Annotated in this window: 22 protein-coding genes; 17 read left to right on the top strand and 5 right to left on the bottom strand. The window is 72.3% G+C overall.

Going from position 1 to position 26540, the window contains the following annotated elements:
- Positions 1-78: 78 nt before the first annotated feature.
- Together IE136_RS23180 and IE136_RS23175 are read right to left on the bottom strand one after the other, a co-directional pair.
- The gene (locus tag IE136_RS23180) at positions 79-1251 is read right to left on the bottom strand and encodes a L,D-transpeptidase (RefSeq protein ID WP_189601283.1); all 1173 of its coding nucleotides are present in this window, start codon (positions 1249-1251) and stop codon (positions 79-81) included.
- 105 nt (positions 1252-1356) lie between these two features.
- Positions 1357-2727 (bottom strand): radical SAM protein, encoded by a 1371-nt coding sequence (locus IE136_RS23175; RefSeq protein WP_158991979.1) that lies wholly within the window; start codon positions 2725-2727, stop codon positions 1357-1359.
- A 169-nt stretch (positions 2728-2896) separates the two neighbouring features.
- Here IE136_RS23175 and IE136_RS23170 point away from each other — a divergent pair, with 169 nt between their 5' ends.
- Positions 2897-4159, top strand: a complete 1263-nt coding sequence (locus IE136_RS23170) for a cytochrome P450 (protein WP_158991981.1) — start codon at positions 2897-2899, stop codon at positions 4157-4159.
- Here IE136_RS23170 and IE136_RS23165 read toward each other — a convergent pair.
- Entirely contained in the window at positions 4104-4841 is a 738-nt protein-coding gene (locus IE136_RS23165; protein WP_189601282.1) for a hypothetical protein, read from the bottom strand. The genes IE136_RS23170 and IE136_RS23165 overlap by 56 nt on opposite strands.
- 118 nt (positions 4842-4959) lie before the next feature.
- Here IE136_RS23165 and ggt point away from each other — a divergent pair, with 118 nt between their 5' ends.
- Complete coding sequence (gene ggt, locus IE136_RS23160; RefSeq protein ID WP_189601281.1) at positions 4960-6771, top strand: gamma-glutamyltransferase; 1812 nt, start codon at positions 4960-4962, stop codon at positions 6769-6771.
- A gap of 75 nt (positions 6772-6846) precedes the next feature.
- On the opposite strand, the gene map is transcribed toward ggt, so the two are convergent.
- Positions 6847-7614, bottom strand: a complete 768-nt coding sequence (gene map, locus IE136_RS23155; RefSeq protein WP_189601280.1) for a type I methionyl aminopeptidase — start codon at positions 7612-7614, stop codon at positions 6847-6849.
- 32 nt (positions 7615-7646) lie between these two features.
- Here map and IE136_RS23150 point away from each other — a divergent pair, with 32 nt between their 5' ends.
- The 9 genes from IE136_RS23150 (at position 7647) to IE136_RS23110 (ending at position 17805) form a co-directional block, all read left to right on the top strand.
- Positions 7647-7898: a helix-turn-helix domain-containing protein gene (locus IE136_RS23150; RefSeq protein ID WP_158991989.1), complete on the top strand. Its 252-nt coding sequence runs from the start codon at positions 7647-7649 to the stop codon at positions 7896-7898.
- A 58-nt stretch (positions 7899-7956) separates the two neighbouring features.
- Positions 7957-8370, top strand: a complete 414-nt coding sequence (locus tag IE136_RS23145; RefSeq protein WP_158991991.1) for a PPOX class F420-dependent oxidoreductase — start codon at positions 7957-7959, stop codon at positions 8368-8370.
- A 121-nt stretch (positions 8371-8491) separates the two neighbouring features.
- Complete coding sequence (locus IE136_RS23140; RefSeq protein WP_158991993.1) at positions 8492-9895, top strand: UL36 very large tegument protein; 1404 nt, start codon at positions 8492-8494, stop codon at positions 9893-9895.
- Between the two features lie 246 nt (positions 9896-10141).
- The gene (locus IE136_RS23135; RefSeq protein WP_158991995.1) at positions 10142-10984 is read left to right on the top strand and encodes a nitrilase-related carbon-nitrogen hydrolase; all 843 of its coding nucleotides are present in this window, start codon (positions 10142-10144) and stop codon (positions 10982-10984) included.
- Positions 10981-12261 carry an aspartate aminotransferase family protein gene (locus tag IE136_RS23130; RefSeq protein WP_158991997.1) on the top strand — a complete coding sequence of 427 codons (1281 nt, stop codon included), beginning with the start codon at positions 10981-10983 and terminating at the stop codon, positions 12259-12261. Before IE136_RS23135 ends, IE136_RS23130 begins: the two co-directional genes overlap by 4 nt.
- 30 nt (positions 12262-12291) lie before the next feature.
- Positions 12292-13695 (top strand): dihydropyrimidinase, encoded by a 1404-nt coding sequence (hydA, locus tag IE136_RS23125; protein ID WP_158991999.1) that lies wholly within the window; start codon positions 12292-12294, stop codon positions 13693-13695.
- A 27-nt stretch (positions 13696-13722) separates the two neighbouring features.
- Positions 13723-14739, top strand: coding sequence for a TIGR03842 family LLM class F420-dependent oxidoreductase (locus IE136_RS23120; RefSeq protein WP_158992001.1), 1017 nt, complete (start codon positions 13723-13725; stop codon positions 14737-14739).
- Positions 14740-14792: 53 nt separating this feature from the next.
- Entirely contained in the window at positions 14793-16313 is a 1521-nt protein-coding gene (locus tag IE136_RS23115; protein ID WP_189601279.1) for an NCS1 family nucleobase:cation symporter-1, read from the top strand.
- A 55-nt stretch (positions 16314-16368) separates the two neighbouring features.
- Positions 16369-17805 (top strand): amidase, encoded by a 1437-nt coding sequence (locus IE136_RS23110; protein ID WP_158992005.1) that lies wholly within the window; start codon positions 16369-16371, stop codon positions 17803-17805.
- A gap of 51 nt (positions 17806-17856) precedes the next feature.
- Here IE136_RS23110 and lplAB read toward each other — a convergent pair whose 3' ends face one another.
- Positions 17857-18912, bottom strand: coding sequence for a lipoate-protein ligase LplAB (gene lplAB / locus IE136_RS23105; protein WP_189601278.1), 1056 nt, complete (start codon positions 18910-18912; stop codon positions 17857-17859).
- Positions 18913-19024: 112 nt separating this feature from the next.
- Here lplAB and IE136_RS23100 point away from each other — a divergent pair, with 112 nt between their 5' ends.
- The 6 genes from IE136_RS23100 to IE136_RS23075 all read left to right on the top strand — a co-directional run bounded on the left by IE136_RS23100 (position 19025) and on the right by IE136_RS23075 (position 26518).
- Positions 19025-19861: an inositol monophosphatase family protein gene (locus tag IE136_RS23100; protein WP_158992009.1), complete on the top strand. Its 837-nt coding sequence runs from the start codon at positions 19025-19027 to the stop codon at positions 19859-19861.
- A 63-nt stretch (positions 19862-19924) separates the two neighbouring features.
- Positions 19925-21346, top strand: a complete 1422-nt coding sequence (locus IE136_RS23095) for a phytoene desaturase family protein (RefSeq protein WP_158992011.1) — start codon at positions 19925-19927, stop codon at positions 21344-21346.
- A gap of 94 nt (positions 21347-21440) precedes the next feature.
- Positions 21441-21965, top strand: coding sequence for an O-acetyl-ADP-ribose deacetylase (locus IE136_RS23090; protein ID WP_158992013.1), 525 nt, complete (start codon positions 21441-21443; stop codon positions 21963-21965).
- A gap of 481 nt (positions 21966-22446) precedes the next feature.
- On the top strand, positions 22447-23361 hold the full coding sequence (locus tag IE136_RS23085) for a DUF1206 domain-containing protein (protein ID WP_158994847.1): 915 nt from the start codon (positions 22447-22449) through the stop codon (positions 23359-23361).
- Positions 23362-23413: 52 nt separating this feature from the next.
- Entirely contained in the window at positions 23414-24199 is a 786-nt protein-coding gene (locus IE136_RS23080) for a YhjD/YihY/BrkB family envelope integrity protein (protein WP_189601336.1), read from the top strand.
- Between the two features lie 258 nt (positions 24200-24457).
- Positions 24458-26518: a SpoIIE family protein phosphatase gene (locus IE136_RS23075; RefSeq protein ID WP_158992016.1), complete on the top strand. Its 2061-nt coding sequence runs from the start codon at positions 24458-24460 to the stop codon at positions 26516-26518.
- The last annotated feature ends 22 nt before the right edge of the window (positions 26519-26540 follow it).

The following is a 26540-nucleotide window of genomic DNA, read 5'->3' as shown; positions in this document are numbered from 1 at the left end:
ACCCGACGGTAACCGGTGCGACTTACCGGTGGTAACTGGCGGTAAGTTACGTGCCGGTAACGATTATTGGACGCGGTGTCAACGCAGTGCGCTCCTGGTCCGCCACTCGGGCCACGAGAGGTTCCACTCGCCGTAGCCGTTGTTCAGCGCCTGCGTCCCCTTGGCGTCCGACCCGGTGATCTCGAAGGGGTCGCCGACCCGCACCTCTTCGTACACGGACCTGGCGTCGCCGTCGCTCATGCCGATGCAGCCCGAGCTCCTGTTGGCGTTGCCGAAGTAGGCGGCGTTCCAGGGCGCCGCGTGCGCGTACATCCCCGACCAGGTCAGCCGCATCGAGTAGTCGACCATCTTGTCGTAGGCGTCGCCGAGACCGACGGTCTCGGAGCGCATGTTGATGGTGCCCTCCTTGGACATGAGCACGGCCTTCCCGCGCCAGGACGCCTTCTCGCCGCCCGGCGTACCGGCGGACATCGGCACCTCCCGGACCACCTGCCCGTCCCGGACGAGCGACAGGCGGTGGGCGTCGAGATCCACCTTGACCACCTGGCTCGTCCCGACGGAGAAGCCGGTGGTGTAGTCGCGGACGAACCAGCCGCCCGAGCCGGAGTCCACGCCGTTCAGCTCGGCGTTCAGGGTGACCTTCGTGCCGGACTTCCAGTACTCCTTCGGCCGCCAGTCGACGCGGTCCTTGCCGGACCAGTCCGTCATCCAGCCCCAGGAGCCCTCAGTGCGGTTCGAGGTGGTGACCTTGAGGTGCTTCTCCACCTCGGCCTTGTTCTTCACCGGGTGGTCGAAGACGATCGACAGCGGCTGCCCTATGCCGACCGTGGTGTTCTTGCCCGGGGCCAGCGTCAGCTTGTTGACCTTCTCCGCCGCGGCGGTGGTGAACTCGGCCCGCGCACTCCCGCCGGCCGCGTCCCGCGCCTCGACCGCGTAGGCGGTCCCCGGCGCGGCCTTGCGGCCGGAGGTCCAGCGCTTCTTGTCGGCGGACACCGTCCCGTCGAGCCGGGCGCCCCGGGAATCGGTCACGGTGACCTGCCGCAGCTCGCCCTCGGCGAGCGTCACCACCACCGGCTCGCCCGCCCTGGCCCGGTCGCCGCTGAGGTTCACCGCGATCCGTGTACGTGGCGCGTCCTGCCCGCCCTCCTTCCCGTCGTCGGTCGCCGCGCCGCCGGAACACGCGGTGAGGGCGGCGAGCGCGAGGGCCGCGGCGGTGGGGGCGAGCAGGGTGCGCGGGCGTATGCGGTGCAAGGGGACGACCTCCGGTGTTGATCTCTCTCGCCGGGGGAGAGGGGCAGAGGCCGTGAAAGGTTCCGAAAACCTGCGCTATTCCGGTGATGTCGGATGTGAGATGGGTTATACGGACGCTTCCTCGATGCCTTCGCGGCCCTCGTGGCTTTCCAGTCCTTCGAGTCCTTCGAGGCTGTCCATGAAGGAGCTGACCGAGAACACCGCACGACCCGGGCCGGCGGGGCCGTAGCCGGGTGGGGAGTTCAGGCCGAACTCCTCCAGCGTCGCCCGGTACGCCTCCAGGAGACGGATGTGGTATTCGAGCGGCGCGCCCAGCGGGTTGGCCTTGCCGAGGGGCGTCGTGGGCTCCGGGCACCAGGTGGTGAAGCGCGGGACGACGCCGTGCGACATGAAGAACCGCAGCCCCTCGGTGGTCGAGTCGATCGCCTCGCTCACCTTGGTGAAGCCGAAGGGCTCGGCCATCTCGATGCCCGCCACAAAGTTGGGGATCACATGACGAGGACCGAAGATCTCGGCGGAGTCCAGGATCCTGCGGTGCCACTCGTCACGGCCGACGTACCGCTCCTTGCCCGGGCAGTGCAGCTGGAACAGCCGCCGGTCCCACACCTCGAAGTTGGGGTGGTAGATCCGGATGCCGTAGTCGTGGAACCGCTGCACGGCGTCGCGGGGCAGCGCCTGGGCGACGACCTTGCCGATCCAGCGGCCTGGGAAACGCTCCTCGATGGCCTGCGCGTAGTGGCCGTAGAAATCGGCCTCGTCGCGGCCGGCGACCTGCGAGGTGATCGAGCCGCCGGTGAGGGTGTAGGCCCGGGAGGTGCCCGCGGTGTCGTACCGGTCGATGATCTCCAGCGCCTCCAGCACCTCCTCGACGGGCTTCACACCGGTGTACGGCCGGCCCGCCGCCTTGTGCTGACGCCAGTTGTGGTTGATGTCGCAGAACTGGCACTCCTCCTTGGCGCCGAAGTACTGGCACACCCGGAAGACCGTCAGGTAGACGAGGTAGCCCCACTGGATGGTCGGCGCGACCTCCATCACCGACTTGCCGTTCGACAGCGTGTGACGGTAGTACTCCGGCATCGGAGGCAGGCCGACGTCCGCGATCCGCGCGCCGTCCAGGTACAGGCCCAGCGTGCCGTCCTCGCCACCCCGCACGACGTACGGCGAGTCCGGATTGACCCGCACGGACACGACGGTCCGGCGCAGTCCGTACGGGCCGCCTGTGAGCACGATCTCCTCGGGAGGCCGGTTGAGCGCCGCGGCCCCGAGCTCCGGCAGCGTGCGGTGGTCGAAGGAGAAGATGAAGTACGACTTCGGCTTGACGTCACCCGAGGCCCCGTCGGCGCCCCCGCTCAGCGCGGACGCGTCGAAGGCCATGCCGCCCCGCAGGAGATCCTCCTTAATCACGGCTTCCCGGGGCACGTGCGGGAAGCGCCCCATCAGGTCCTCGACCAGCGCGGTACGGCTGACGCTCTCCATGTCCTGCTCCGTCCTCGACTCCAAGAGGGGCGCTTCGAAGCCTAACCCGCGGGGGCGGGGCCCCGGCCGACGGCCCTCGGTGGGACAGGGCGGCCGCCGGCGCCGGATCAACGGACGCCGGCGCGGATCGAGGGGGTCAGGCCGTCGCGTCCCGTGCCAAGCTGGGCCCGTGGAGAACACGAGCGACGGCTACGACGTCTTCGATCCCCGCGTCTACGCCCGCGGACTGCCGCACGACACCTTCAAGGCCCTGCGCGACCACCGTCCCGTCGCCTGGCAGGAGGAGTACGAAGTCCTCGGCTGGCCCCCCGGTCCCGGCTTCTGGGCCGTCACCCGGCACGCCGACGTCGTGCGCGTACTCAAGGACGCCACCGCCTACTCGTCGTACCTCGGCGCCACCCAGATCCGGGACCCCCACCCCGCCGACCTGCCGTTCATCCGGCGCATGATGCTCAACCAGGACCCACCCGGGCACGGAAGGCCGCGCCGGCTCGTCAGCCGGGCGTTCACCCCGGGCCGGATCGAACGGTTCGCCGCGACCGCGCGGGACAGGGCGAGGACCCTGCTGCGGGCCGCCCGCGAACACGGCCCCGAGGTCGACCTCGTCCGGACCGTCACCGACGACTACGCCCTGCTCAACCTGACCGACCTGCTCGGTGTCCCCGCCGCCGACCGGGGCCTGCTGCTCGCGTGGACCGAGCGCGTGATCGCCTACCAGGACCCCGACGAACCGGCCGTCCTCGACGAGCGGGGTCGACCGGTCGACCCGCGCTCGCCCGCCATGCTCGCCGAGATGTTCCGGTACGCCCAGGAACTCGCCGCGTACAAGCGTGCGCACCCCGCGGACGACGTCATGACCGTACTCGCCACCTCTGAACTCCACGACGCCGAGCTGGAGATGTTCTTCTTCCTGCTGACCGTCGCGGGCAACGACACCGTGCGCTCCGCCGCCCCCGGCGGCCTGCTCGCCCTCGCCGGACACCCGGAAGAGCGAGATCGGTTGTGGAACGGCGAGGTGGGCATGGACAGCGCCGTCGAGGAGCTCCTGCGCAGCCACCCGCCCGTCCTCTCCTTCCGGCGCACCGCCACCCGCGACACCGAACTCGCCGGGCAGCGGATCACCGCGGGGGACAAGGTCGTCGTCCTGCACGCCTCCGCCAACCACGACGAGCGGGTCTTCCGCGCACCCCACCGGCTCGACCTCGGACGGACCCCGAACCCGCACGTCTCCTTCGGGGACGGCCCCCACGTCTGCCTCGGCGCGCACTTCGCCCGGCTCCAACTGCGCGTACTGCACGAGGAGGTACGGGAGTCGCTCACCGGACTCGAACTCGCGGCCCCGCCCCGGCGGCTCGTCTCCAACTTCATCAACGGCGTCAAGTCGCTGCCGGTTCGGACGCGGTGGCGGGAGCCGTCCGCGCCGCCCGCGTGACATCGGCGATCAGCTCCACCACATCGGGGCCGTATGCCTCGGAGTTGACCACCTTGAGGAGCAGCACGAACGGCCCGGAGCCGTAGGTGCGCGCCAGCTTCTCGTGGTGCCGCGCCAGATAGCGGGTCGCGGCCTGATTGGTGATCGCGGACTGGCCGCAGAAGAGGAAGACCGGCCGCCCGCCCTCGCCCCCGGTGAGCCGGGCGAGGACGGCGTACTCGGTGAGCCCGTACACCCCCCGGTACACCTCGCCGTCGACCGTGAACATGCCCTGGTCCTCGACCGGCTCCGGCTCCACGTTCATCGCCAGCCCCGGCAGCAGGGACGACAGATGAGCGGCCATCCGCCGATTGGAGTACGGACCGCCCACACAGAACTCCGTACGGTCCCCGAGACCCTGCCGGGCCATGTCGTGCTGGACTATCTCCGGCCGCGCCCCGCAGTCCTTGATCAGTACGGAGAGTTCGATCAGAGCGGACACGTCGACGTTGTGCACCACCCGCTCGCCGCCCGCCTTGCGGTTCACCACCAGCAGGCACTCGGCACCGTCGTGAAGCCCGAAGAACGCCTGCTTGCGCCGGTGCCGACGGCGCCAGACGTAGGTGCGGGTCAGCCAGCCCAGCGACGCGCTGACGCCGGTCGCGAGGACGCCGAGCACGACATTGCGCAGGTCTTCATTCATGGGCGCGCATGCTAGCGGGGGATCGGGCCCCCGTTCGAGGCGGCGTGTTCGAGGCGGTCCTGACGGGGAAGGCAGGGGGAAGTTACGCTGCCCGGACGGTCGTTGACTGGAGGTAGGAATGCGTCGTTCCGTGCTGCGGAATGGGTCGGTTCTCGTCGTCGCCGCGACGTGGCTCTCGCTCGGAGCCGCGGCTCCTCCGACGACGGCCGGAGCGGACACCGCGTCGCCCCCGGTGAAGGAGCCCGTCGCCGTCGGCTACGGCGGGGCCGTCGCCAGTGTCGACGCCGACGCCTCCGCCGCCGGCATCGAGGTGCTCCGCCGGGGCGGGAACGCCGTCGACGCGGCCGTCGCCGTGGCCGCGGCCCTCGGCGTCACCGAGCCGTACTCGGCCGGCATCGGCGGAGGCGGCTACTTCGTCCACTACGACGCGCGGAAGCGCACCGTCCACACGATCGACGGCCGCGAGACCGCGCCCCGGTCGGCCGACGCGAACCTGTTCGTGGAGAACGGCAAGCCCATCCCCTTCGAGGAGGGCATGACCAGCGGCCGCAGCGTCGGTACGCCCGGCACCCCGGCGACCTGGAAGACCGCGCTCGACGCGTGGGGGACCAAGCCGCTGCGCACCCTCCTCGAACCGGCCGGCCGCCTGGCCCGCGAGGGCTTCACCGTCGACGCCACCTTCCGCGCCCAGACGGCCGCCAACGAGGCCCGCTTCCGGGACTTCCCCGCCTCCTCCGAACTCTTCCTGCCAGGGGGCCGACTCCCCGTGGTCGGCTCCACCTTCAAGAACCCCGATCTGGCGCGTACGTACGAGAAGCTGGCGCGTGAGGGCGTCGGGGCGCTCTACAAGGGGCCGCTCGCCCGGGACATCGTGAACACCGTGCGCACGCCGCCGGTCCGCGCCGGCGCCACCCGGGTCGTCCGCTCCGGCGACCTGACGGAGCGTGATCTCGCCGCGTACGAGACGGAGTGGCGCCGGCCGACGAAGATCTCCTACCGGGGCCTCGACGTCTACGGCATGGCGCCCTCGTCCTCCGGCGGTACGACCGTCGGCGAGGCGCTCAACATCCTGGAGCGGACCGATCTCTCCTCCGCCTCCCGCGCCGCCTATCTGCACCGCTTCATCGAGGCCAGCCGGATCGCCTTCGCCGACCGGGGCCGCTGGGTCGGTGACCCCGCCTTCGAGGACGTGCCCACGCGCGAGCTGCTCTCGCAGCGGTACGCCGACTCCCGGGCCTGTCTGATGCGCGACGACACCGTACTGACCAGCCCGCTGGCGCCGGGGGACCCGCGGAAGCCGGCGGCCTGCGCCGCCGGAGGGACGGCGGCGCCGACCACGTACGAGGGCGAGAACACCACCCACCTGACGGTCGCCGACCGGTGGGGCAACGTCGTGGCCTACACCCTGACGATCGAGTCGACGGGGGGCAGCGGGATCACCGTGCCGGGCCGCGGCTTCCTGCTCAACAACGAGCTGACCGACTTCTCCTTCGCCCCGGCGAACCCCGCCGTCCACGACCCGAACCTGCCGGGACCGGGCAAGCGGCCCCGGTCCTCGATGTCCCCGACGATCGTCCTCGACCGGCACGGGCGGCCGGTCCTCGCGCTGGGCTCCCCGGGCGGGGCCACCATCATCACCACCGTCCTGCAGACCCTCACCGGGGTCGTGGACCGCGGACTGCCGCTGGTCGAGGCCATCGCGGCGCCCCGGGCCAGCCAGCGGAACCAGACGACCACGGAACTGGAACCGGAGCTGTGGAACAGCCCGTTGAGGGGTGAGCTGGAGGCCATCGGCCACGGCTTCCGCCAGAACGCGGAGATCGGTGCGGCGACCGGCGTGCAACGACTTCCGGACGGCCGCTGGGTGGCCGCGGCGGAGACGGTACGACGGGGCGGCGGCTCGGCGATGGTGGTCCGACCGGCGCACTGAGGCGCGTGGGCACCGACCCCCGCGTGGGGGCGGTGCCGGGGACGGGCGGTGCCGCCCCCACCGGCGCCCGGCGGCCTACAGCGCCGTGAGGATCCTGGGGCCGTCGTCCGTGATCGCCACGGTGTGTTCCGTGTGGGCGGCGCGGGAACCGTCCATGGTGCGGACCGTCCAGCCGTCCCGCGCCGTGTAGTGCTCGTCCCCGCCGCCACCGATCAGCATCGGCTCGATCGCGATGACCATCCCGTGGCGCAGCGGCATGCCCCGGCCCGGGCGCCCCTCGTTGGGAACGCCCGGGTCCTCGTGCATGGTGCGGCCCACGCCGTGGCCGCCGAAGCCGTCCGCGATGCCGTACCCCGCGCCCCGGCAGACCCGGCCGATCGCGTGCGCGATGTCGCCGATCCGGTTGCCGACGACGGCCGCGCCGATGCCGGCCTCCAGGGCCTCGTACGCCGTGTCGATCAGACGCGTGTCCTCCGGGCGGGCCCGGCCCACGGTGAAGCTGACGGCCGCGTCGCCCACCCAGCCGCCGAGGCTCGCCCCGCAGTCGATGGAGACGAGATCCCCGTCGGCCAGCCGCCGGTCGTCGGGGATGCCGTGCACGATCGCGTCGTTCACCGAGGCGCAGACGACCGCCGGGAAGGGGACCGGGGCCCACTCGGGGTGGTAGTCGAGGAAGGGTGAGCCCGCCTCGGCCGCTGCGAGGACCGCCCGGGCCGCCCGGTCCAGTTCCTTGAGTGCGACGCCCGGCGCCGCCTTCGCCCGTACGGCCGCCAGCGCCTCGGCGACCACCCGTCCCGCTTCCCGCATCTCCCGCAGGGACCTGTCCGTCTTGATCTCTACCATTCCCATTACTATACCGGTATTAGAATGGGGGCATGGTGCGCACACCCCTGACCCCCGAAGAGCGCGAGCGCGGCGAGCGGCTCGGCCTCCTCCTCCGCGAGGCCCGCGGCGACCGCTCCATGGTGGAGATCGCGGTCTCGGCCGGGCTCTCCCCGGAGACGCTCCGCAAGATCGAGACCGGACGGGCCCCGACCCCCGCCTTCTTCACCGTCGCGGCGCTCGCGCGGGTCCTCGGCCTCTCCCTGGACGAGATCGTCACGCGCTGCGCGCTCGTACCCGTCTGACGCCGCTCGGGCCGAGGGCGCGAGCCGCCGGTCCACGGGGGCACGTACTCTCGGCCGCATGATGCCCGAGGAGCTGCGGCGCGGCCGCTACGTCAGTCTGACCACCTTCCGCAGGAACGGGACGGGCGTGGCGACGCCGGTCTGGTACGCGGTGGAGGGCGCAGAACTGTACGCGTGGACCCGCAGCGACTCCTGGAAGGTCAAGCGGCTGCGGAACGACCCCCGGGCCGTGGTCGCGGTCTGCGACGTGCGCGGGAAGGTCGCCGAGGGTGCGGTGAGCATGGCGGGCACCGCGCGGCTGCTGGAGGCGCAGGAGCTGCGCCGGGTGCGCAAGCTGCTCGCCCGGAAGTACACCTGGCAGTTCTGGCTCGTCGACTGGCCCGCCACGATCGCCCGGCTCGGCAAGCGTCCGCACACGGGTATCGCGGTGAGCCTCGCGCCCTCGCCCTCCCCGTCCCCGTCGTCCTCGTGACCCGCTCGCGCGGCAGCCGGGCCCTGCCCGAAAACAATCTGTAGCCGTCCCGTAACACGACTGGGGTCGAATACCTGCGGACCGGAAGGTCCCAGTCGAGTGCGCGGGTGGTGCGGGCAGTATGACGGTGTATCAACTCCCGGCGGAGGTCGGCGCGTTCGCGCGCTACCTCAGAGAACTGGTGTCCCGTCTGGAGCCGGGGGAGGGCTGGTACGGAGTCTTCGCGAGCCGGGACCCCGAGGGTCTGCGGGCCTGCCTCGACGGCGCCGAGATCCTGCCCTGGGACGTCGTCGAATCCCTCCTCCAGGACCTCGGCGAGTCGGGTGGCGGACCACAGGCGGCACACGCCAGGGCGCTGCACACCGCTGCGGCGGCCGCCCACGACCGACGGCCCGGCGGGGAGGAGGCGCTGCGCGAGCGCCTTGAGCTGGTGGAGCGGGAGCGGCGGTACGCCGCTGGCCGCTCCCAGGAGCTGGCCGCCCGCCTGCGGGCGGCCCCCGCCTCCGCGGACGCCGCCGGGCTGAGCGGTGAGCTGGCCTGGACGCGGGACGACCACAGCCGCGCGACGGCCCGCGTCACCGAGCTGACGGCCCGGCTGGCCCGCCTGGCGGCAGAGACGGGCCGAAATCTTGGTCGGGGCCGGGGCCGGGGCCGGGGCCCGGGCCCCGGTGCGGGTCTCGCTCCGAGCCCGAGCCCGGGCCCGAGCCTGAGCCCGGGCCCGAGCCTGAGCGCGAGCCGGACTCTGAGCCCGGGGACGGACTCCGTGGCGGCCGCGCCCGAGCCGTCCAGGAAGAGTGCCGGCTCCAAGCGGAGACCTCGCGGCGCCCGTTACGCGTGGATGGACGAGGTCGAGGAGGGCCCGGAGGCCGCGCCCGTGGCCGTGCCCACCCTCCCCGTGGCCGGGGCGGCGCCGCGCGGCGCCCGGTTCGGCGGAGCGGAGGCCCCGGCTCCTGCCGCGCCCGCCACCTCCTCCGTCACCGGAGAGGTCGCCCCGGAGGCGGCGCGCGCGGCCGGGAACGCCGTCCACGCGCTGCGACGGCTGCGCGCCCAAGGTCGCAGCGGCGAAGCGCACGCCCTGCTCTGCGAGGCCCTCGCCGGGCCTCCCGCCTGGCTGCCGGCGCTCGCGACGGAGCTGCACCGCGTCGGACTCGGCGCCGACTGGGCCACCCTGCTATGGGAGGCGGCCTCGCTGCCGCCCGGCCGGCTCGCCGCCGTCGCCGGCGCGCTGGCCGACGCGGGACGTGCGCAGGACTGCGACCAGCTCCTTCGCCAGGGGATCGCGCGCCCGGCGGAGGAGCTCGCCGGAGCCTGCGCCGCCCTTCGGGCCGAGGGTCACCACCGCGAGGCGCACGCCCTCCTCACCGCCTTCGTCCGCGTCCGCACCCCGGAGGACGCCGCGCGTCTCGCGAGCGCCGACCCGCACGGCCTCGTCCCCCAGCTCATCGAGGCGGCTCGCACGGTGTCCCCGGCCCGCGAACGGGACCTGCTGCACGCCCTCCGCGTGGCCGGACTCGCCCGGTCCTGACCTTCCGGACGGGCCTACGGACGTTCCTCCGCACGGCCGTACGGCCGAGGCCGGAACCGACAACCGGAACAGACGCGGACGTGTCGGTGCGTGTCCGACGTGGACCACTCGGGTATGAAACATGATCGACTCAGGCGGTTCACGGCGGTGGTCTTGCTCCGGGGTGTGACGGGGCTTACGTTCTCCTCCTACGCACCGCGTCTACGTGCGTAGAGGCTCTCTGACGCCGTGCCGAAGGAGCAGCTCATGACCGACGTCGTACGCGCCGCGCTCGTCCAGGCGACCTGGACCGGCGACAGCGAATCCATGATCGCCAAGCATGAGGAACACGCCCGTGAGGCGGCTCGGCAGGGCGCCCGGGTCATCGGGTTCCAGGAGGTGTTCAACGCCCCCTACTTCTGCCAGGTGCAGGAGCCCGAGCACTACCGCTGGGCCGAGCCCGTCCCCGACGGCCCCACCGTGCGCAGGATGCGGGACCTCGCCCGCGAGACCGGCATGGTGATCGTCGTCCCCGTCTTCGAGGTCGAGGACTCCGGCTTCTACTACAACACCGCCGCCGTCATCGACGCCGACGGCTCCTACCTCGGCAAGTACCGCAAGCACCACATCCCCCAGGTCAAGGGCTTCTGGGAGAAGTACTACTTCCGCCCTGGCAACATCGGCTGGCCGGTCTTCCGGACCGCGGTCGGCAAGGTGGGCGTCTACATCTGCTACGACCGCCACTTCCCGGAGGGCTGGCGCCAACTCGGTCTGAACGGAGCCCAGTTGGTCTACAACCCGTCCGCGACCCATCGCGGCCTCTCCTCCCACCTCTGGCAGCTGGAACAGCCCGCCGCCGCCGTCGCCAACGAGTACTTCGTCGCCGCCATCAACCGCGTCGGGGTGGAGGAGTACGGCGACAACGACTTCTACGGCACCAGCTACTTCGTCGACCCGCGCGGCCAGTTCGTCGGCGACGTCGCCTCCGACAAGACCGAGGAACTCCTCGTCCGCGACCTCGACTTCGATCTCATCGACCAGGTCAGGCAGCAGTGGGCGTTCTACCGCGACCGCCGCCCCGACGCGTACGACGGGCTGGTGCAGCCGTGACCAGCCTCCACGACCGGCACAAGGCCGTCATCCCCGACTGGGTCGCCCTCTACTACAACGACCCCATCGAGATCACCCACGGCGAGGGCCGCCACGTCTGGGACGCCGAGGGCCGCCGGTACCTCGACTTCTTCGGCGGCATCCTCACCACCATGACCGCCCACGCCGTGCCCGAGGTCACCAAGGCCGTCGCCGAGCAGGCCGGCCGGATCATCCACTCCTCGACGCTCTACCTCAACCGCCCCATGGTCGAGCTCGCCGAGCGCATCGCCACGCTCTCCGGCATCCCCGACGCCCGCGTCTTCTTCACGACCTCCGGCACCGAGGCCAACGACACGGCCCTGCTCCTGGCCACCACGTACCGCCGTTCCAACCAGATCCTGGCGATGCGCAACAGCTATCACGGCCGCTCCTTCTCCACCGTGGGCATCACCGGCAACCGCGCCTGGTCGCCCACCAGCCTCTCGCCGTTGCAGACCCTGTACGTGCACGGCGGCGTCCGCACCCGCGGCCCCTACGCCCAGTACAGCGACGAGCGGTTCGTCGACGCCTGCGTCGCCGACCTCGAGGACCTCCTCGGCCACAGCCGGGACGCCGCCGCGCTCATCGCCGAACCCGTCCAGGGCGTCGGCGGCTTCACCTCCCCGCCCGACGGGCTCTACGCCGCCTTCCGCCGCGTCCTGGACCGGCACGGCATCCTGTGGATCACCGACGAGGTGCAGACCGGCTGGGGCCGCACCGGCGACCACTTCTGGGGCTGGCAGGCGCACGACCAGGCAGGACCGCCCGACATCCTCACCTTCGCCAAGGGCATCGGCAACGGCATGTCCGTCGGCGGCGTCGTCGCCCGCGCCGAGATCATGAACTGCCTGGACGCCAACTCCATCTCCACCTTCGGTGGTTCGCCGATCACCATGGCGGCCGGCCTCGCCAACCTCGGGTACCTCCTGGAGCACGACCTCCAGGGCAACGCCCGCCGCGTCGGCGGCCTGCTGCTCGAACGGCTGCGCGCCGTCGGTGCCGGCGTCGAGGCGGTGCGGGAGGTCCGCGGCCGCGGCCTGATGATCGGCGTCGAACTGACCGTACCGGGCACGGACCAGGCCGATCCGGCGGCGGCCGCCGCCGTCCTGGAGGCCGCCCGCGAGAACGGACTGCTCATCGGGAAGGGAGGCGGGCACAACACCTCCACCCTGCGCATCGCCCCGCCGCTCTCGCTCACCGTCGCCGAGGCCGAAGAGGGCGCCGCGATCCTCGAACAGGCGCTCCGAGACCTGTAGTCCATCCACGCCGACTCAGGGGAGCAGCCCGTGAGCACCCGTACCCTCATCCGCGGCGGGCTGGTCGTCACCGCCGCCGACGAGCTCCACGCCGACGTCCTGATCGAGGACGGCCGGATCGCCGCGCTCGCCGCCCACGGCTCCGACGCCGCCGCCCGCTGGACCGCCGACCGCACCATCGACGCCACCGACCGCTACGTCATCCCGGGCGGGGTCGACGCGCACACCCACATGGAGCTGCCCTTCGGCGGCACCTCCGCCTCCGACACCTTCGAGACCGGAACCCGGGCCGCCGCATGGGGCGGCACCACCACGATCGTCGACTTCGCCGTGCAGAGCGTCGGCCGCTCCCTGCGCGAAGGACTCGACACCTGGTACGCCAAGGCCGACGGCAAGTGCGCCGTCGACTACGGCTTCCACATGATCCTCTCCGACGTCAACGAACACACCCTCGGCGAGATGGACAAGCTGGTGGAGGAGGGCATCTCCTCCTTCAAGCTCTTCATGGCGTACCCCGGCGTCTTCTACAGCGACGACGGCCGGATCCTGCGCGCGATGCAGCGCTCGGCGCACAACGGCGGGCTGATCATGATGCACGCCGAGAACGGCATCGCGATCGACGTCCTGGTCGAACAGGCCCTGGCCCGCGGCGAGACCGATCCCCGCTACCACGGCGAGGTCCGCAAGGTCCTGCTGGAGGCCGAGGCCACCCACCGGGCCATCCAGCTCGCCCGGGTGGCCGGGGCGCCCCTCTACGTCGTCCACGTCTCCGCGGAAGAGGCGGTGCGGGAGCTGGCGGCGGCCCGGGACATGGGGCTCAGCGTCTTCGGCGAGACCTGCCCGCAGTACCTCTTCCTCTCCACCGACAACCTCGCCGAGCCCGGCTTCGAGGGCGCCAAATACGTCTGTTCGACCCCGCTGCGGCCCCGCGAGCACCAGGAAGCGCTCTGGCGCGGCCTGCGGACCAACGATCTCCAGGTGGTCTCCACGGACCACTGCCCGTTCTGTTTCAAGGGCCAGAAGGAGCTCGGACGCGGCGACTTCTCCAAGATCCCCAACGGCCTGCCGGGCGTCGAGAACCGCATGGACCTGCTCCACCAGGCCGTCGTCGAGGGACGCATCAGCCGCCGTCGCTGGATCGAGATCGCCTGCGCGACCCCGGCCCGGATGTTCGGCCTCTACCCGCAGAAGGGCACGATCGCCCCCGGCGCCGACGCCGATGTCGTCATCTACGACCCGCACGTCCGCCAGACCCTGTCCGCGGCGACCCACCACATGAACGTCGACTACTCCGCGTACGAGGGAAAGACCGTGACCGGTCAGGTCGAGACGGTGCTCTCGCGCGGCGAACCCGTCATCGAACAGCGGACGTTCACCGGACGCGCGGGCCACGGCGTCTTCACCCCCCGATCCACCTGTCAGTACCTGAACTAGTCGGTACCCGAACGAGGAGACATCGCCGTGGACTTCGGACTCGTCCTGCAGACCGACCCGCCCGCCTCCGCGGTCGTCGGCCTGATGCGCCGGGCGGAGCGCAACGGCTTCCGCTACGGCTGGACCTTCGACTCCGCCGTGCTGTGGCAGGAACCCTTCGTCATCTACAGCCAGATCCTCGAGCACACCACAAAGCTGCGCGTCGGCCCCATGGTCACCAACCCGGGCACGCGCACCTGGGAGGTGACCGCCTCCACCTTCGCCACCCTCAACGACATGTTCGGCAACCGGACGGTGTGCGGCATCGGCCGTGGTGACTCCGCCATGCGCGTCGCCGGCCGCAGGCCCAACACCCTCGCCCGGCTCGGCGAAGCCATCGACGTCATCCGCGACCTCGCCGAGGGGCGGGAGGCGCTCGTCGACGGCAACCCGATCCGCATCCCATGGATCAAGGACGGGAAGCTGCCGGTCTGGATGGCGGCGTACGGGCCGAAGGCGCTGGCGCTCGCCGGACAGAAGGCGGACGGGTTCATCCTCCAGCTCGCCGACCCCTTCCTCACCGAGTGGATGGTCAAGGCCGTCCGGCAGGCCGCCGCCGACGCGGGCCGCGACCCCGACGCGATCACCGTCTGCGTGGCCGCGCCCGCCTACGTGACCGCCGACGATTCACCGGAGGCCGTGGCCCACGCCCGCGAGCAGTGCCGCTGGTTCGGCGGCATGGTCGGCAACCATGTCGCGGACCTGGTCGCGAAGTACGGGGAGCACTCGGAGCTGGTGCCGGAGGAGCTGACCGCGTACATCAAGAACCGGCAGGGCTACGACTACAGCCACCACGGCCGGGCCGACAACCCCTCCACCGACTTCGTCCCCGACGGGATCGTCGACCGCTTCTGCCTGCTCGGTCCGGCCGAGGCCCACATCGAGAAGCTGCGGAGGCTACGGGAGCTGGGCGTGGACCAGTTCGCCGTGTACGCCATGCACGACGCCAGGGAAGCGACCATCGACGCCTACGGCGAGCGGGTCATCCGGGCGATCAACGCCTGACGCGTGCGACGCCTGACGGCGCTCCGCACGACGAAGAGAAGGGGCACGCCGCCATGACCTCCACCGCCATACCCGAGGGCCGTGTCGAACTCCCGCCCGGCACGGCCCCGGAAGACCCCCGGTTCGTCAACGACGACCTGCTGCCCGTCCCCGTCGGACAGCGGCGCTGGACGACGTACAACTTCGCCGCGCTCTGGGTCGGCATGGCCCACAACATCCCCTCCTGGCTGCTCGCCTCCGGCCTCGTCGCCCTCGGCATGGACTGGAAGCAGGCGGTCCTCACGATCGCCCTCGCCAATGTGATCGTGCTCCTGCCGATGCTCCTGACCGGGCACGCGGGCCCCAAGTACGGCATTCCCTTCCCGGTCCTCGCCCGTGCCTCGTTCGGGCTGCGCGGCGCCAATCTGCCCGCACTGATCCGCGCCGGGGTCGCGTGCGCCTGGTTCGGCATCCAGACCTGGATCGGCGGTCAGGGGATCTTCGTCCTGCTCGACAAGGTCTTCGGCGGCTGGGCCGAGGCCGCCGTGATCGGCGGCCAGCCGTGGACGCTCTGGCTCTGTTTCGTCCTCTTCTGGGTCCTCGAACTCGCCATCATCCACCGGGGGATGGAGGCGCTGCGCCGCTTCGAGAACTGGGCCGCGCCCTTCGTCATCGTCGGCGCGCTCGTGCTGCTGGTCTGGATCGCGGTGAAGGCGGGTGGGTTCGGGCCGCTGCTCGACCAGCCCTCGAAGCTGGGCTGGGGTGCGGAGTTCTGGCCGGTCTTCTTCCCGTCGCTGATGGGGATGATCGCCTTCTGGTCGACCCTGAGCCTCAACATCCCGGACTTCACCCGGTTCGGGGCCGGCCAGCGGGCGCAGATCTGGGGCCAGACGCTGGGGTTGCCGACGACGATGACACTGTTCGCGCTGCTCTCCGTCTTCGTCACCTCCGGTTCGCAGGCGGTGTACGGGGCGCCCGTCTGGGACCCGGTCGCGCTCGCCGCGAAGACGGACAATGTCTTCGGGCTGCTCTTCGCCCTGGTCACCGTACTCATCGCGACGATCTCGGTGAACATCGCGGCGAACGTGGTCTCACCGGCGTACGACCTCGCCAACCTCGCTCCGAAGCTCGTCAACTTCCGTACGGGAGCGCTGATCACGGGCGTCGTCGGTGTCCTGATCATGCCGTGGAAGCTGACCGAGACGCCGGAGCTGTACATCTTCACCTGGCTCGGACTCGTCGGCGGGCTCCTGGGTACGGTCGCGGGCATCCTCATCGCCGACTACTGGATCGTCCGCCGGACCGTCCTCGACCTGGCGGGCCTCTACCGGGCGGGCGGCCCCTACTGGTACCGGGGCGGTTGGAACCCGGTCGCGGTCCTCGCCTTCGTCGTCGGCGGCGTCCTGGCGATCGGCGGCTCGCACTCGGCCCCCGGCAAGGGCCCCTTCCCGGCGGACGGGCTCATCCCGTTCCTCAGGCCGCTCGCCGACTACGGGTGGGCCGTCGGGCTCGCGGCGTCCCTGCTGCTGTACACCGCGCTCATGGGGACGAGAGGGAGCCGTGCTCGCCGGGGCGGGCGGGGTGGCCAGGACTGACAGAGAGGTTACGCTCCAGTAGGGTTCCGGCAGCCGAAGAGACGAGGGGGCTGCCGTGACCGCGATCGAGTACACCGGACTGGCCGAACTGGCGCGGGAGTTGAGGGAGGGAACGGTCACCTCGACCGCCGCCGTCCAGACGGCGCTCGAACGGATCGAGGCCACCCAGCCCACCCTCAACGCCTTCCGCTGCACCCGGCCGGAGGCCGCCCTCGCCGAGGCGGCGGAGGCCGACCGCCGGCTCGCGGCGGGGGTGGGGGCACGCCCGGACGGGGCCTGGGGGAGGCTCCCGCTGCTCGGCGTGCCGCTCGCCGTCAAGGACGACACCGACGTCGCCGGCCTCCCCACCCGCTTCGGCTGCGCCGGTGACATCCCGGACGCGTCCGAGGACGGCGAGGCCGTGCGCCGGCTGCGCGCCGCCGGGGCCGTGATCGTCGGCAAGACCAACTCCTGCGAGCTGGGGCAGTGGGCGTTCACCGAGGGGCCGGCCTTCGGCGCCACCCGCAACCCGTGGAACACCGGACACACCCCGGGCGGCTCCTCCGGCGGCTCCGCCGCGGCCGTCGCCGGCGGACTCGTGCCCGCCGCGCTCGGCTCCGACGGCGCCGGATCCATCCGGATACCGGCCGCCTGGACGCACCTCGTCGGCATCAAGCCGCAGCGCGGGCGGGTCTCCGTCCACCCCTACGACGACTGTTTCCAGGGGCTCACCGTCAACGGACCGCTCGCCCGGACCGTCGGCGACGCCGCCCTGCTCCTCGACGCGGTCGCCGGACCGCACGCGGGTGACCGGTTCCAGCCGACCGCCGTGGACGCCTCGGCCGCCGCGCGCCGGGAGCCCGGGCGGCTGCGGATCGCCCTCGCGTGGCGGCCCCCCTTCACCGCCACCCACAACCCCCTCGACCCGGGGATAGCCCGTGCCGTCACCGACCTCGCCGAAGCCCTCGCCGGCCTCGGACACACCGTGGACGAGGCCCGCCCCCGCTACGGGCTCATCGGGCTGAGCTTCCTGCCCCGCGCCACGGCCGGGATCGCCGAGTACGCCGACCGGCACCCCGATCCCACCCTGCTCGACCCGCGCACCCGCAGCGCCACCCGCACCGGCAGGCGTCTCGGGGGCCGGCTCCTGCGGGCCGCCCGCGCCCGCGAGATCCACCAACACCGCAGGATCGGCGCGCTGTTCGACACGTACGACGTCCTGCTCGCCCCGACGACTGCGGCGCCGCCACCCCGTATAGGCACCTTCGACACGATGCCGGCCTGGCGGACCGACCTGGCGATGGCGGCCACCTGCCCCTACGCCTGGCCGTGGAACGTGCTCGGCTGGCCGGGCGTGAACGTTCCCGCCGGGTTCACCCGGGACGGCCTTCCGGTCGGAGCCCAGCTCCTCGGCCCGGCCGGGAGCGAGCCGCTGCTGATCTCCCTCGCCGCCCAACTGGAGGACACCCGCCGCTGGTTCGCCCACCACCCACCCGCACCCGCGCCCGCCTGACGCCCGGCGTCCGGGGCCGGCCATCCCGCGAGCGCACCAGAGCCCGTGCGGCTACGGCACCCGGGCCGTCCACTCGTGAGTGCCGAACTTGGCCCCCGCCAGATGCTCGGCCGCCGCCGTCTCCTCCTCCGTGACCCGGCCCTCGCTCAGGCCGTAGCGGCTCCGGAAGGACTCGATCATCCGCTCGATGACCGCCTCCCGCGGCAGCCCCGTCTGGCGGCGCAGCGGGTCCACCCGCTTCTTCGCGCTCCTCGTGCCCTTGTCGGAGAGCTTCTCGCGGCCGATCCGCAGCACCTCGGTCATCTTGTCGGCGTCGATGTCGTACGCCATCGTCACGTGATGCAGCACCGCGCCCCCGCCGGCCACCACCCGCTTCTGCGCCGCGCCCGCGATCTTGCCGGCCTCCGTGGCGATGTCGTTGAGCGGCTGGTACCAGGCCTTGATCCCCATGTCGCCGAGCGCGCCGAGGACCCAGTCGTCGAGAAAGGCGTAGCTGTCGGCGAAGGAGAGCCCCTGAACCAGGGCGGCGGGGACCGAGAGCGAGTACGTGACGGTGTTGCCGGGCTCGATGAACATCGCGCCGCCGCCGCTGATCCGGCGGACCACCTCGATGCCGTGGCGCGCGGCCGCCGCCGCGTCCACCTCGTTGCGCAGGGACTGGAAGCTGCCGATGACCACGGCCGGCGCGCCCCACTCCCAGACCCGCAGGGTCGGCGGACGCCGGCCGGCCGCCACCTCGGCGGTCAGCACCTCGTCCAGGGCCATGTGCAGCGCGGGCGACCGGGCCGGCTCGTGGATCAGCTGCCAGTCGTAGTCCGTCCAGTCGGTGGCGTGGGCGAGTGCCCGGCGGACGGCGACCCCGATGCCCTCCGTGGTCAGCCCGAACATCTCCGCGCCCGGCGGCAGCGCCGCGTCGATCCTGGCCGCGAGGCCCGAGGCGCCGGTGTCCGCCGGAGCGCCCTCCAGGGCGCGGTCGACGGCGAGGATCGCCTCGTCCGGTTCGAGGAAGAAGTCGCCCGCGACCCGGACGTTCCGCAGGACGCCGTCCGCCGCGTCGAGATCGACGACCACCAGCTTGCCGCCGGGGACCTTGTACTCGCCGTGCACGGGATCTCCCTTCCCCATAAGGGGTGAACTCGTCCGAAGCGTACTGTGCGGGGAAACGGACGGTGACGGACGCGGTACTCCGCTTGTCAGCCCGCCGTGCTTAGCTGGACACATGATCGATGACTTCCTTGCCCACGTCCTCGCCGGTGGTACGACCGAGGTGGAGGAGGCGATCCGCAAGGCCGCCGCCGCCGAGATCATGCCGAGGTTCCGGCAGCTCGCCGCGCACGAGATCGTCGAGAAGAACGGGCCGCACGACCTGGTGACGGTCGCCGACCGGGCCGCCGAGGCCCATCTGACCGAGTCCCTCACGGCGCTGCTGCCCGGCTCCGTGGTCGTCGGCGAGGAGGCCGTGCACGCCGACCCCGCGGTCTACGAAGCGCTCCAGGGCGACGCGCCGGTCTGGATCGTGGACCCGGTCGACGGCACCCGCCAGTTCGTGCGCGGCGAGGCCGGCTTCTGCACCCTCGTCGCGCTCGCCCGGCGCGGCGAGCTGCTGGCCTCCTGGACGTACGCCCCCGCCCTCGACCAGATGGCCGTCGCGGTGCGCGGACGCGGCGCGACGCTCAACGGGCAGCCGATACGGTCGGGTTCGCCCTCGCCCCGGGACGTCCTGGAGGTCGCCTCCTCCCACCCCGACTACACCACCCCCGACCAGAAGCGCGCCCTGCTCGGCCTCGACACCGACGGCGTCCACGCGCGCCCCTGCGGCTCGGCCGGCCTGGAGTACCTGGACGTGGCCCGGGGACTCGTCGACGCCACCGCCTTCTCCTGGGAGTACGCCTGGGACCACGCGGCCGGGCTGCTCCTGGTGACGGAGGCGGGCGGCGCCCACACGACGGTCGCCGGCGAGCCGTTCCGTATCACCGGAGGCAACGCGCTGCCGTTCACCGCAGCGCGCGACCGAGCCACCGCCGACCGGATCCGGACACTGCTGCGGGGGCGGTGAGCGCCGGCGGACGGGCGGAATATCCTGGCCACCCTGGTCATCGGCTGACGAAGGAGTCCGAAGGTGCCGTCGATGCTCGATGCCGTCGTTGTGGGGGCGGGCCCCAACGGACTGACCGCCGCGGTGGAGCTCGCCCGACGAGGGTTCTCCGTCGCCGTCTTCGAGGCCCGGGAGTCCGTCGGGGGCGGGGCCAGGACCGAGGAGCTGACCCTCCCCGGCTTCCGCCACGACCCCTGCTCCGCCGTGCATCCGCTCGGCGTCGGCTCGCCCGTCTTCGCGACGATGCCGCTGGCCCGGTACGGGCTGGAGTGGCTGCACTCCCGCCTGCCCATGGCGCACCCCTTCGACGACGGCACCGCCGCCGTGCTCTCCCGCTCCGTCGCCGAGACCGCCGCCTCCTTCGGGCCGCGTGACGCCGGCACGTACCGGCGCCTCGTCGCCCCGTACCTCGGCCGATGGGACACGCTGGTACGGGATTTCATGTCGCTGCCGAGCACCGCGCTGCCCCGCGACCCCCTGACGCTCGCCCGGTTCGGCATCGACGGGCTGCCGCCCTCCACCTGGCTGATGCGCCGCTTCCAGGACGAGAAGGCGCGCGCCCTGTTCGCCGGGCTCGTCGGCCATGTCATCGCTCCGCTGGGCGGATTCGCCACCACGGCGGTCGGTCTCGTCTTCGCGCTGGCCGCCCACGAGGGCGGCTGGCCGCTGCCCCGGGGCGGCTCACAGGCGATCTCCGACGCCCTCGCCGCGTACCTGAAGGACCTCGGCGGCGTGGTCCACACCGACTACGAGGTGAAGCGGCTCGACGACCTGCCGCCCGCCCGCGCCTACGTCTTCGACACCTCGCCCACCGCCCTCGCCCGCATCGCCGGCTTCGGCGGGTACTACGACCACTACCGGTACGGAGCGAGCGCCTTCAAGATCGACTACGCGCTCGACGGCCCCGTGCCGTGGACAGCCGAGGCGCCCCGCCACGCCGGCACCGTCCAGATCGGCCCCACCAGCGGCGAGATCGGCGCCGCCCTGCGCCAGGCGTCCTCCGGGACGGCGCCCCAGGCGCCCTTCCTCATCACCGCCCAGCCCAGCATCGTCGACCCCGGCCGCGCCCCCGAGGGCAAGCACGTCTTCTGGGCGTACGGCCACGTCCCGAACGGCTGGGACGGCGATCTCACCGAGGCGATCGAGCGCCAGATCGAGCGCTTCGCACCCGGCTTCCGCGACCGCGTGCTGGCGCGCGCCACCGCCGGGCCGCGTGAACTCGCCGCCCGCAACGCCAATTACGTGGGCGGCGACATCGCCTGCGGCGCGGCCCGCGGTCTGCAACTGCTGCTGCGGCCCCGGCTCTCCCTCTTCCCGTACAACACCCCGCACCCGGCGGTCTTCCTCTGCTCCTCCGCGACCCCGCCGGGCCCCGGCGTGCACGGCATGTCCGGCCACAACGCCGCCAAGGCGGTGTGGCGTCGGCTGCGCGCGACGCGCGGCTGACACGGGCTCACGGGCCGCGTCGGTGGCCGAGACCCGCCGCGTACGCCGCACAAAGGGGGCGCGGCCGGGCCGTCGGCTGGGCGATGATGGCCGTATGGCGCACTCCCCGAAGATCACGCTCGTTCCCGGTGACATCACCGAGCAGCACGTCGACGCGATCGTCAACGCGGCGAACTCCTCGCTGCTCGGCGGCGGCGGTGTCGACGGCGCGATCCACCGCCGGGGCGGCCCCGAGATCCTCGCGGAGTGCCGCGCGCTCCGCGCCGGCCACTACGGCGGCGGCCTGCCCACCGGCCGCGCCGTCGCCACCACGGCCGGCCGCCTGCCCGCCCGCTGGGTCGTCCACACTGTCGGCCCCGTCTGGTCCCGCGACGAGGACCGCTCCGAGCTGCTCGCCTCCTGCTACCGCGAGTCGCTGCGGATCGCGGCCGAGCTGGGCGCCCGTACCGTCGCCTTCCCGGCCGTCTCGGCCGGCGTCTACGGGTGGCCGATGGAGGACGCGGCCCGGATCGCGGTGGAGACGGTGCGGAGCACTCAGAGCGCGGTCGAGGAGGTCAGGTTCGTCCTCTTCGACGAGCGGGCGTACCAGGCGTTCGCCGAGCGGGTCCACTCCTCGTAGCCCGGCGGAGCCGTGTGGGGCCGTCGTTCGCCGCCACCCCGGTTTCAGCGGCCTGGATTCCAGGGTGGATCCGGCACTCGGCGGTGGCTTCCCGGACAGGGCGGTCCTACCGTGGAGGGACAGGGAGCAGACCTGGGAGTGCGCCATGCTCGTCGTCCTGGTCTCCGGAGTGGCCGGCGTCCTTGCCCGTCGCAGCAGTGCCCATGAGCTTACGCGCGGACTCACCCTCGTCGGCTACGACGTCACCGGCACCGCCGGAACGTTCCTCCTTTACGGCATGGTCATCGTGGCCTTGATCCTTGCAGGGCCGGGCCTTCTTGCGGCCGGTGCTCGTCGTAGCTCTCGCCCTGGCCACCGTGAGCAGGTCAGGGGCGACACCCGGCATGGACGCGGGCCGAGGATGCCTGCGAACGCTGAGCGCGGCCCCAGCCCAGGCGGACCGGTGCACCGTTCGGTTTGACCGCACGTGGAGGTGCCAGACATGGCCGTCAGGAAAGACGGTGCCGCGCAGCCCAAGTCCCAGGGGCGGCGTCTGGCCGACAGCCGCGCCGTCGAAGTCGCCTCCAGGGCCGGGCTCTGCGCCCGAGGAGTGATCTACGTGCTGGTGGGGCTTCTGGCCGTGCAGATCGGTTTCGGCGGTGGCAGCGGCAAGGAGGCCGACCGGTCCGGCGCCGTGGGGACGATCGGTGAGCAGCCGTTCGGCCGGGTGCTGCTGTGGGCGCTGGTGGTGGGGCTGGCGGCGATGGCGTTGTGGCGTCTGTCCGAGGCGGCGTTCGGACAGACGGTGACGGACGGTGACAGGTGGACTCGTCGCCTGGGCTCTTTGGGGTTGGCGGTCTTCTACGCGGTGATCTGTGTCGGGGTGGTGCAGACGGCGCTGGCCGGCGGCTCCTCCGGCAGCCGGCCTGGCGATGAGACGTCGAAGGAGTACACCGCGAGGGTGTTGGAGTGGCCGGGCGGACGGGTACTGGTCGGCACCTTCGGAGCCGTCCTGGTCATCGTGGGCGTGGTGATACTGGTGCGCAGCCTGATGCGGAAATTCGAGAAGAACCTCCGGACGGGCGAGATGAGCCCGGCGACGCGGCGGGTCGTCGCGGTGCTGGGCATCGTGGGCGGCGTGGCGTGCGGAGTGGTCGCGGCCGCGTCCGGCCTGTTCGTCCTGCTGGCGGCGGTGCGGTTCGACCCCAGTGAGGCCAAGGGCCTGGACGAGATATTGCGTTCGTTCGCCGCAACCCCGGCCGGGCCTGTACTGCTGATCGCCGCCGCGGTGGGCCTCGTGCTGTTCGGCGTCTACTCGTTGTGCGAAGCCCGATGGCGCGAAGCCGCTGCGCACGGCACTCCGGCGGAAGAGTCGACCGGGGCCCAGGGCTCGGAACCACGCCCCCGTGCGTCCTAGAAGGAGGAACTCCTCCGGCTCCGCAACGGGCCGCTCGTCTCTGTTCGGGCGGCTGCGGCGCGTGCACCGCCGTGTGCGGGGCGGGCGCCGGTGGGCTCAGGTCAGCCAGTTCGAGCTGTGGCAGCGTTCGCTGGGGTTCGCGGCGCTCGGTTTCCTGACACTGGTACCACTGCTGATCGTCGTGTCCGCGGCGGATCCGGCGAGCGGGCGGGGGTTCGCGCAGTGGCTCGGAGACGGCCTCGGCGTATCGGCGGCCGCCAGAGAGGACATCGAGCGGTTGTTCGCCCTGCCGGGCCAGACGTTGCGGACCACCACGGCGTTCGGCCTCGCCGTGCTCGCCGTCTTCGGCCTCTCGTTCGGCGCGACGGTGCAGAGCGGGTACGAGAAGGTCTGGAACCTGCCCCCGGCCCGCTGGTGGGCCCGGTGGCGGCATGTCGTGTGGCTCGCCGTCCTCATCGGAGTCCTCTTCCTGTCCGGGGTCACACCGCTGTGGCGAGCGACCGCCGACCGTGGGGTGATCACGCTGCTGAGCGGCGCTCTGTTCTTCTGGTGGTCCCAGCGGATGCTGCTCGGCGGCCGGGTCGCCTGGGCCGCCCTGCTGCCCGGGGCGGTGATCACCATGGCCGGGCTGCTCGGCCTCCGGGTCTTCTCCCGCCTTGTGTTCTCCCCACTGATCGCATCCAGCGCCGTCACCTACGGCCCCGTCGGAACCGTCCTGGTCATCCAGTCCTGGCTGGTCGGGGTCGGCGTCGTCGTGTTCGGAGGTGCGCTGGCCGGCCGTCTCCTTCACGAGGGGCTCCCCCGCATGGCCCACGCCCTGAAAAAACGGCGCGGATGAGAGTCGCCTCCGGGCGACGGCCATGGCGACGGCGACCGCGGTGAAGGCGGTCCGCTTCGTGCTCTCCGACGAGAGGGCGTGGCCAGGCCTTCGCCGCGCACGTACGGTGAGCGGTGCCCGGGCGGGACATCGGCGGGACAGCCCGCGCGACCCCGGCCGGGCGCCCGAACCGAACGGCCGCCCAAGCTGAGCCCCCCATCGGGCCCTCGGCTAGGGTGATTGGGTAGGAAAGACACCCCCCGGTGTTAGGTCGATGCGTTGGACACTTTTCAGTCGCCGAGCGAAACGCCGGAGCGACCGCCGGCCGCCGTCGGCTACGCGGGTGTGCTGCGCGAACTGCTGCCGATCGCCCTGTGGCGGGAGGACACCGAAGGACGGGTTGTCGAGTGGTCGCTCGCCGCCCAGGACCTGCTCGGCTACCGGCCCGAGGAACTGCTCGGACGCCTCGCCACACCCGTCCTGGCCCCCGAGGGCAACCGGGAACTCGCCGACCAGCTGACGCGGCGCGTCCAGTCGGGCGAGACCGTCGTCGGGACCCTGCCCGTACGGCACCGCGACGGTCACGACGTGACGATGGAGATGTGGATCGTCCCCGCCGTCGACCCACGCGGCCGGCCCGGCGCGATGCTCATCGCCGTCGAGACCTCCGAGGTCCTGCGCATGCGGGACTCGCTCGCCGCGCTGCAGAGCCTCTTCACCCAGTCGCCCATCGGCCTCGGCACCCTCGGCCCCGACCTGCGGTTCCTCCGCGTCAACGACGCACTGGCCCGGATGAACGGCGTCTCGGCCGACGAGCACCTCGGCAAGCGGCTCACCGAGGTCGTCCCGGGTGTCAACGCCGTGGCGCTCGAGGCGACCATGCGGCAGGTCCTGGAGCGCGGCGAGGCCGTCGTCGACGTGCGCCGCACCGGCCGTACCCCGGCCGACCCCGACCACGACCGGACGTGGTCCTGCTCCTACGCCCCCCTGCTCGACGGATCGGGCCGCCGGCTCGGCCTGATCGCCTCCCTCATCGACATCACCGAGGGACAGCGGGCGCTGGTCGAGGCCGAACGGGCCCGCCGCCGCTTCGCCCTGCTCGCGGAGGCGGGCACGCGTATCGGGACCACCCTCGACCTGCGGCAGACCGCCGAGGAGGTCGTCCAGGTCCTCGTGCCGCAACTCGCCGACTCGGCCGACGTGCAGATGCTCGAAGCGGTCCTCGAACCCGACGAGGCGGGCGCCTCCACCCACGGCCTGCTGCGCCGGCTGGCCGCCGCGTTCCCCGACCCGGCCGCGCCGACCGCGCTGCTCGCCGCCGGACAGACCTTCCAGATCCCGCTCGGCACGGTGTACGAACACGTCATCACCGAGGGCCGGCCGATGAACCTCTACCACAGCGACATCCCGGCCCTCTTCCCCGACCCCCGCGCCGGCGCGCTGCGGACGTACCTCGCCTCCAGCATCGGCTCGGCGCGCCTCGTCCCGCTCGTCGCCCGGGGCAAGGTGCTCGGCGCGGTCGCCGTCACCAGGATCCGCGAGCGCGAACCCTTCGACGAGCAGGACACCGTCCTCGTCGACGAACTGGTGGCGCGTGCGGCTTTGAACATCGACAACGCCCGCCTCTACACCACCCAGCGCGAGGCCGCCCTCACCCTGCAGCGGAGCCTGACCAACAGCGCCCTGCCCAAGGTCGACGGCCTCGAACTCACCGGCCGCTACCTCCCCGCGAGCGACCACGACGTCGGCGGCGACTGGTTCGATGTCATCGCCCTGCCCGAGGGCCGCACCGGGCTCGTCATCGGCGACGTCATGGGCCACGGAATCCACGCGGCGGCCGTCATGGGCCAGCTCCGTACGGCGGTACGGACCCTCGCCCGGCACGGCGTACCGCCCGCGGAGCTGCTCCGCTCCCTCGACGCCGTCGTCGCCGACCTGGGCGAGGACGAGATGGCGACCTGCGTCTACGCCGTCCACGACCCGGCCTCCGGGCGCGTGCTCATCGCCCGGGCCGGCCACCCGCCACCGGCCGTGGCCACCGCGGACGGCGCCATCACCTTCCTGGAGGGGCCGCCCGGCACCCCGCTCGGCACCGGGGGCCAGGACTTCCGCACCGAGGAGCTGCGGCTGCCGCCGGGCAGCCTGCTCGTGCTCTACACCGACGGTCTGATCGAGGCGAGGGACCGTGACCTCGACGAGGGCATGGATCTCCTCGCCCAGGCGCTGCTCCACGTCGAACGGCCGCTGACCCAGCTCTGCGACGACATCCTCGAACGGCTGCTGCCCGGCGCGCCGGGGGACGACGTGGCGGTGCTCCTGGCCCGTACGTCGCTCACGTGACCCGCGGCCGGGATCCTCCCGC

The organism is Streptomyces lateritius (genome assembly GCF_014649715.1).
Taxonomy (GTDB): Bacteria; Actinomycetota; Actinomycetes; order Streptomycetales; family Streptomycetaceae; genus Streptomyces; species Streptomyces lateritius.
This window is presented reverse-complemented; position numbering and strand designations above follow the sequence as displayed.

Excerpts from the sequence above, each read along its gene's own strand:
- IE136_RS23150 (WP_158991989.1), top strand. The coding sequence starts at position 7,647 with ATGGTGCGCACACCCCTGACCCCCGAAGAGCGCGAGCGCGGCGAGCGG.
- ggt (WP_189601281.1), top strand. The coding sequence starts at position 4,960 with ATGCGTCGTTCCGTGCTGCGGAATGGGTCGGTTCTCGTCGTCGCCGCG.
- IE136_RS23140 (WP_158991993.1), top strand. The coding sequence starts at position 8,492 with ATGACGGTGTATCAACTCCCGGCGGAGGTCGGCGCGTTCGCGCGCTAC.
- IE136_RS23175 (WP_158991979.1), bottom strand. The coding sequence starts at position 2,727 with ATGGAGAGCGTCAGCCGTACCGCGCTGGTCGAGGACCTGATGGGGCGC.
- map (WP_189601280.1), bottom strand. The coding sequence starts at position 7,614 with ATGGTAGAGATCAAGACGGACAGGTCCCTGCGGGAGATGCGGGAAGCG.
- IE136_RS23100 (WP_158992009.1), top strand. The coding sequence starts at position 19,025 with ATGATCGATGACTTCCTTGCCCACGTCCTCGCCGGTGGTACGACCGAG.
- IE136_RS23115 (WP_189601279.1), top strand. The coding sequence starts at position 14,793 with ATGACCTCCACCGCCATACCCGAGGGCCGTGTCGAACTCCCGCCCGGC.
- IE136_RS23135 (WP_158991995.1), top strand. The coding sequence starts at position 10,142 with ATGACCGACGTCGTACGCGCCGCGCTCGTCCAGGCGACCTGGACCGGC.
- IE136_RS23090 (WP_158992013.1), top strand. The coding sequence starts at position 21,441 with ATGGCGCACTCCCCGAAGATCACGCTCGTTCCCGGTGACATCACCGAG.
- IE136_RS23085 (WP_158994847.1), top strand. The coding sequence starts at position 22,447 with ATGGCCGTCAGGAAAGACGGTGCCGCGCAGCCCAAGTCCCAGGGGCGG.
- IE136_RS23145 (WP_158991991.1), top strand. The coding sequence starts at position 7,957 with ATGATGCCCGAGGAGCTGCGGCGCGGCCGCTACGTCAGTCTGACCACC.
- IE136_RS23165 (WP_189601282.1), bottom strand. The coding sequence starts at position 4,841 with ATGAATGAAGACCTGCGCAATGTCGTGCTCGGCGTCCTCGCGACCGGC.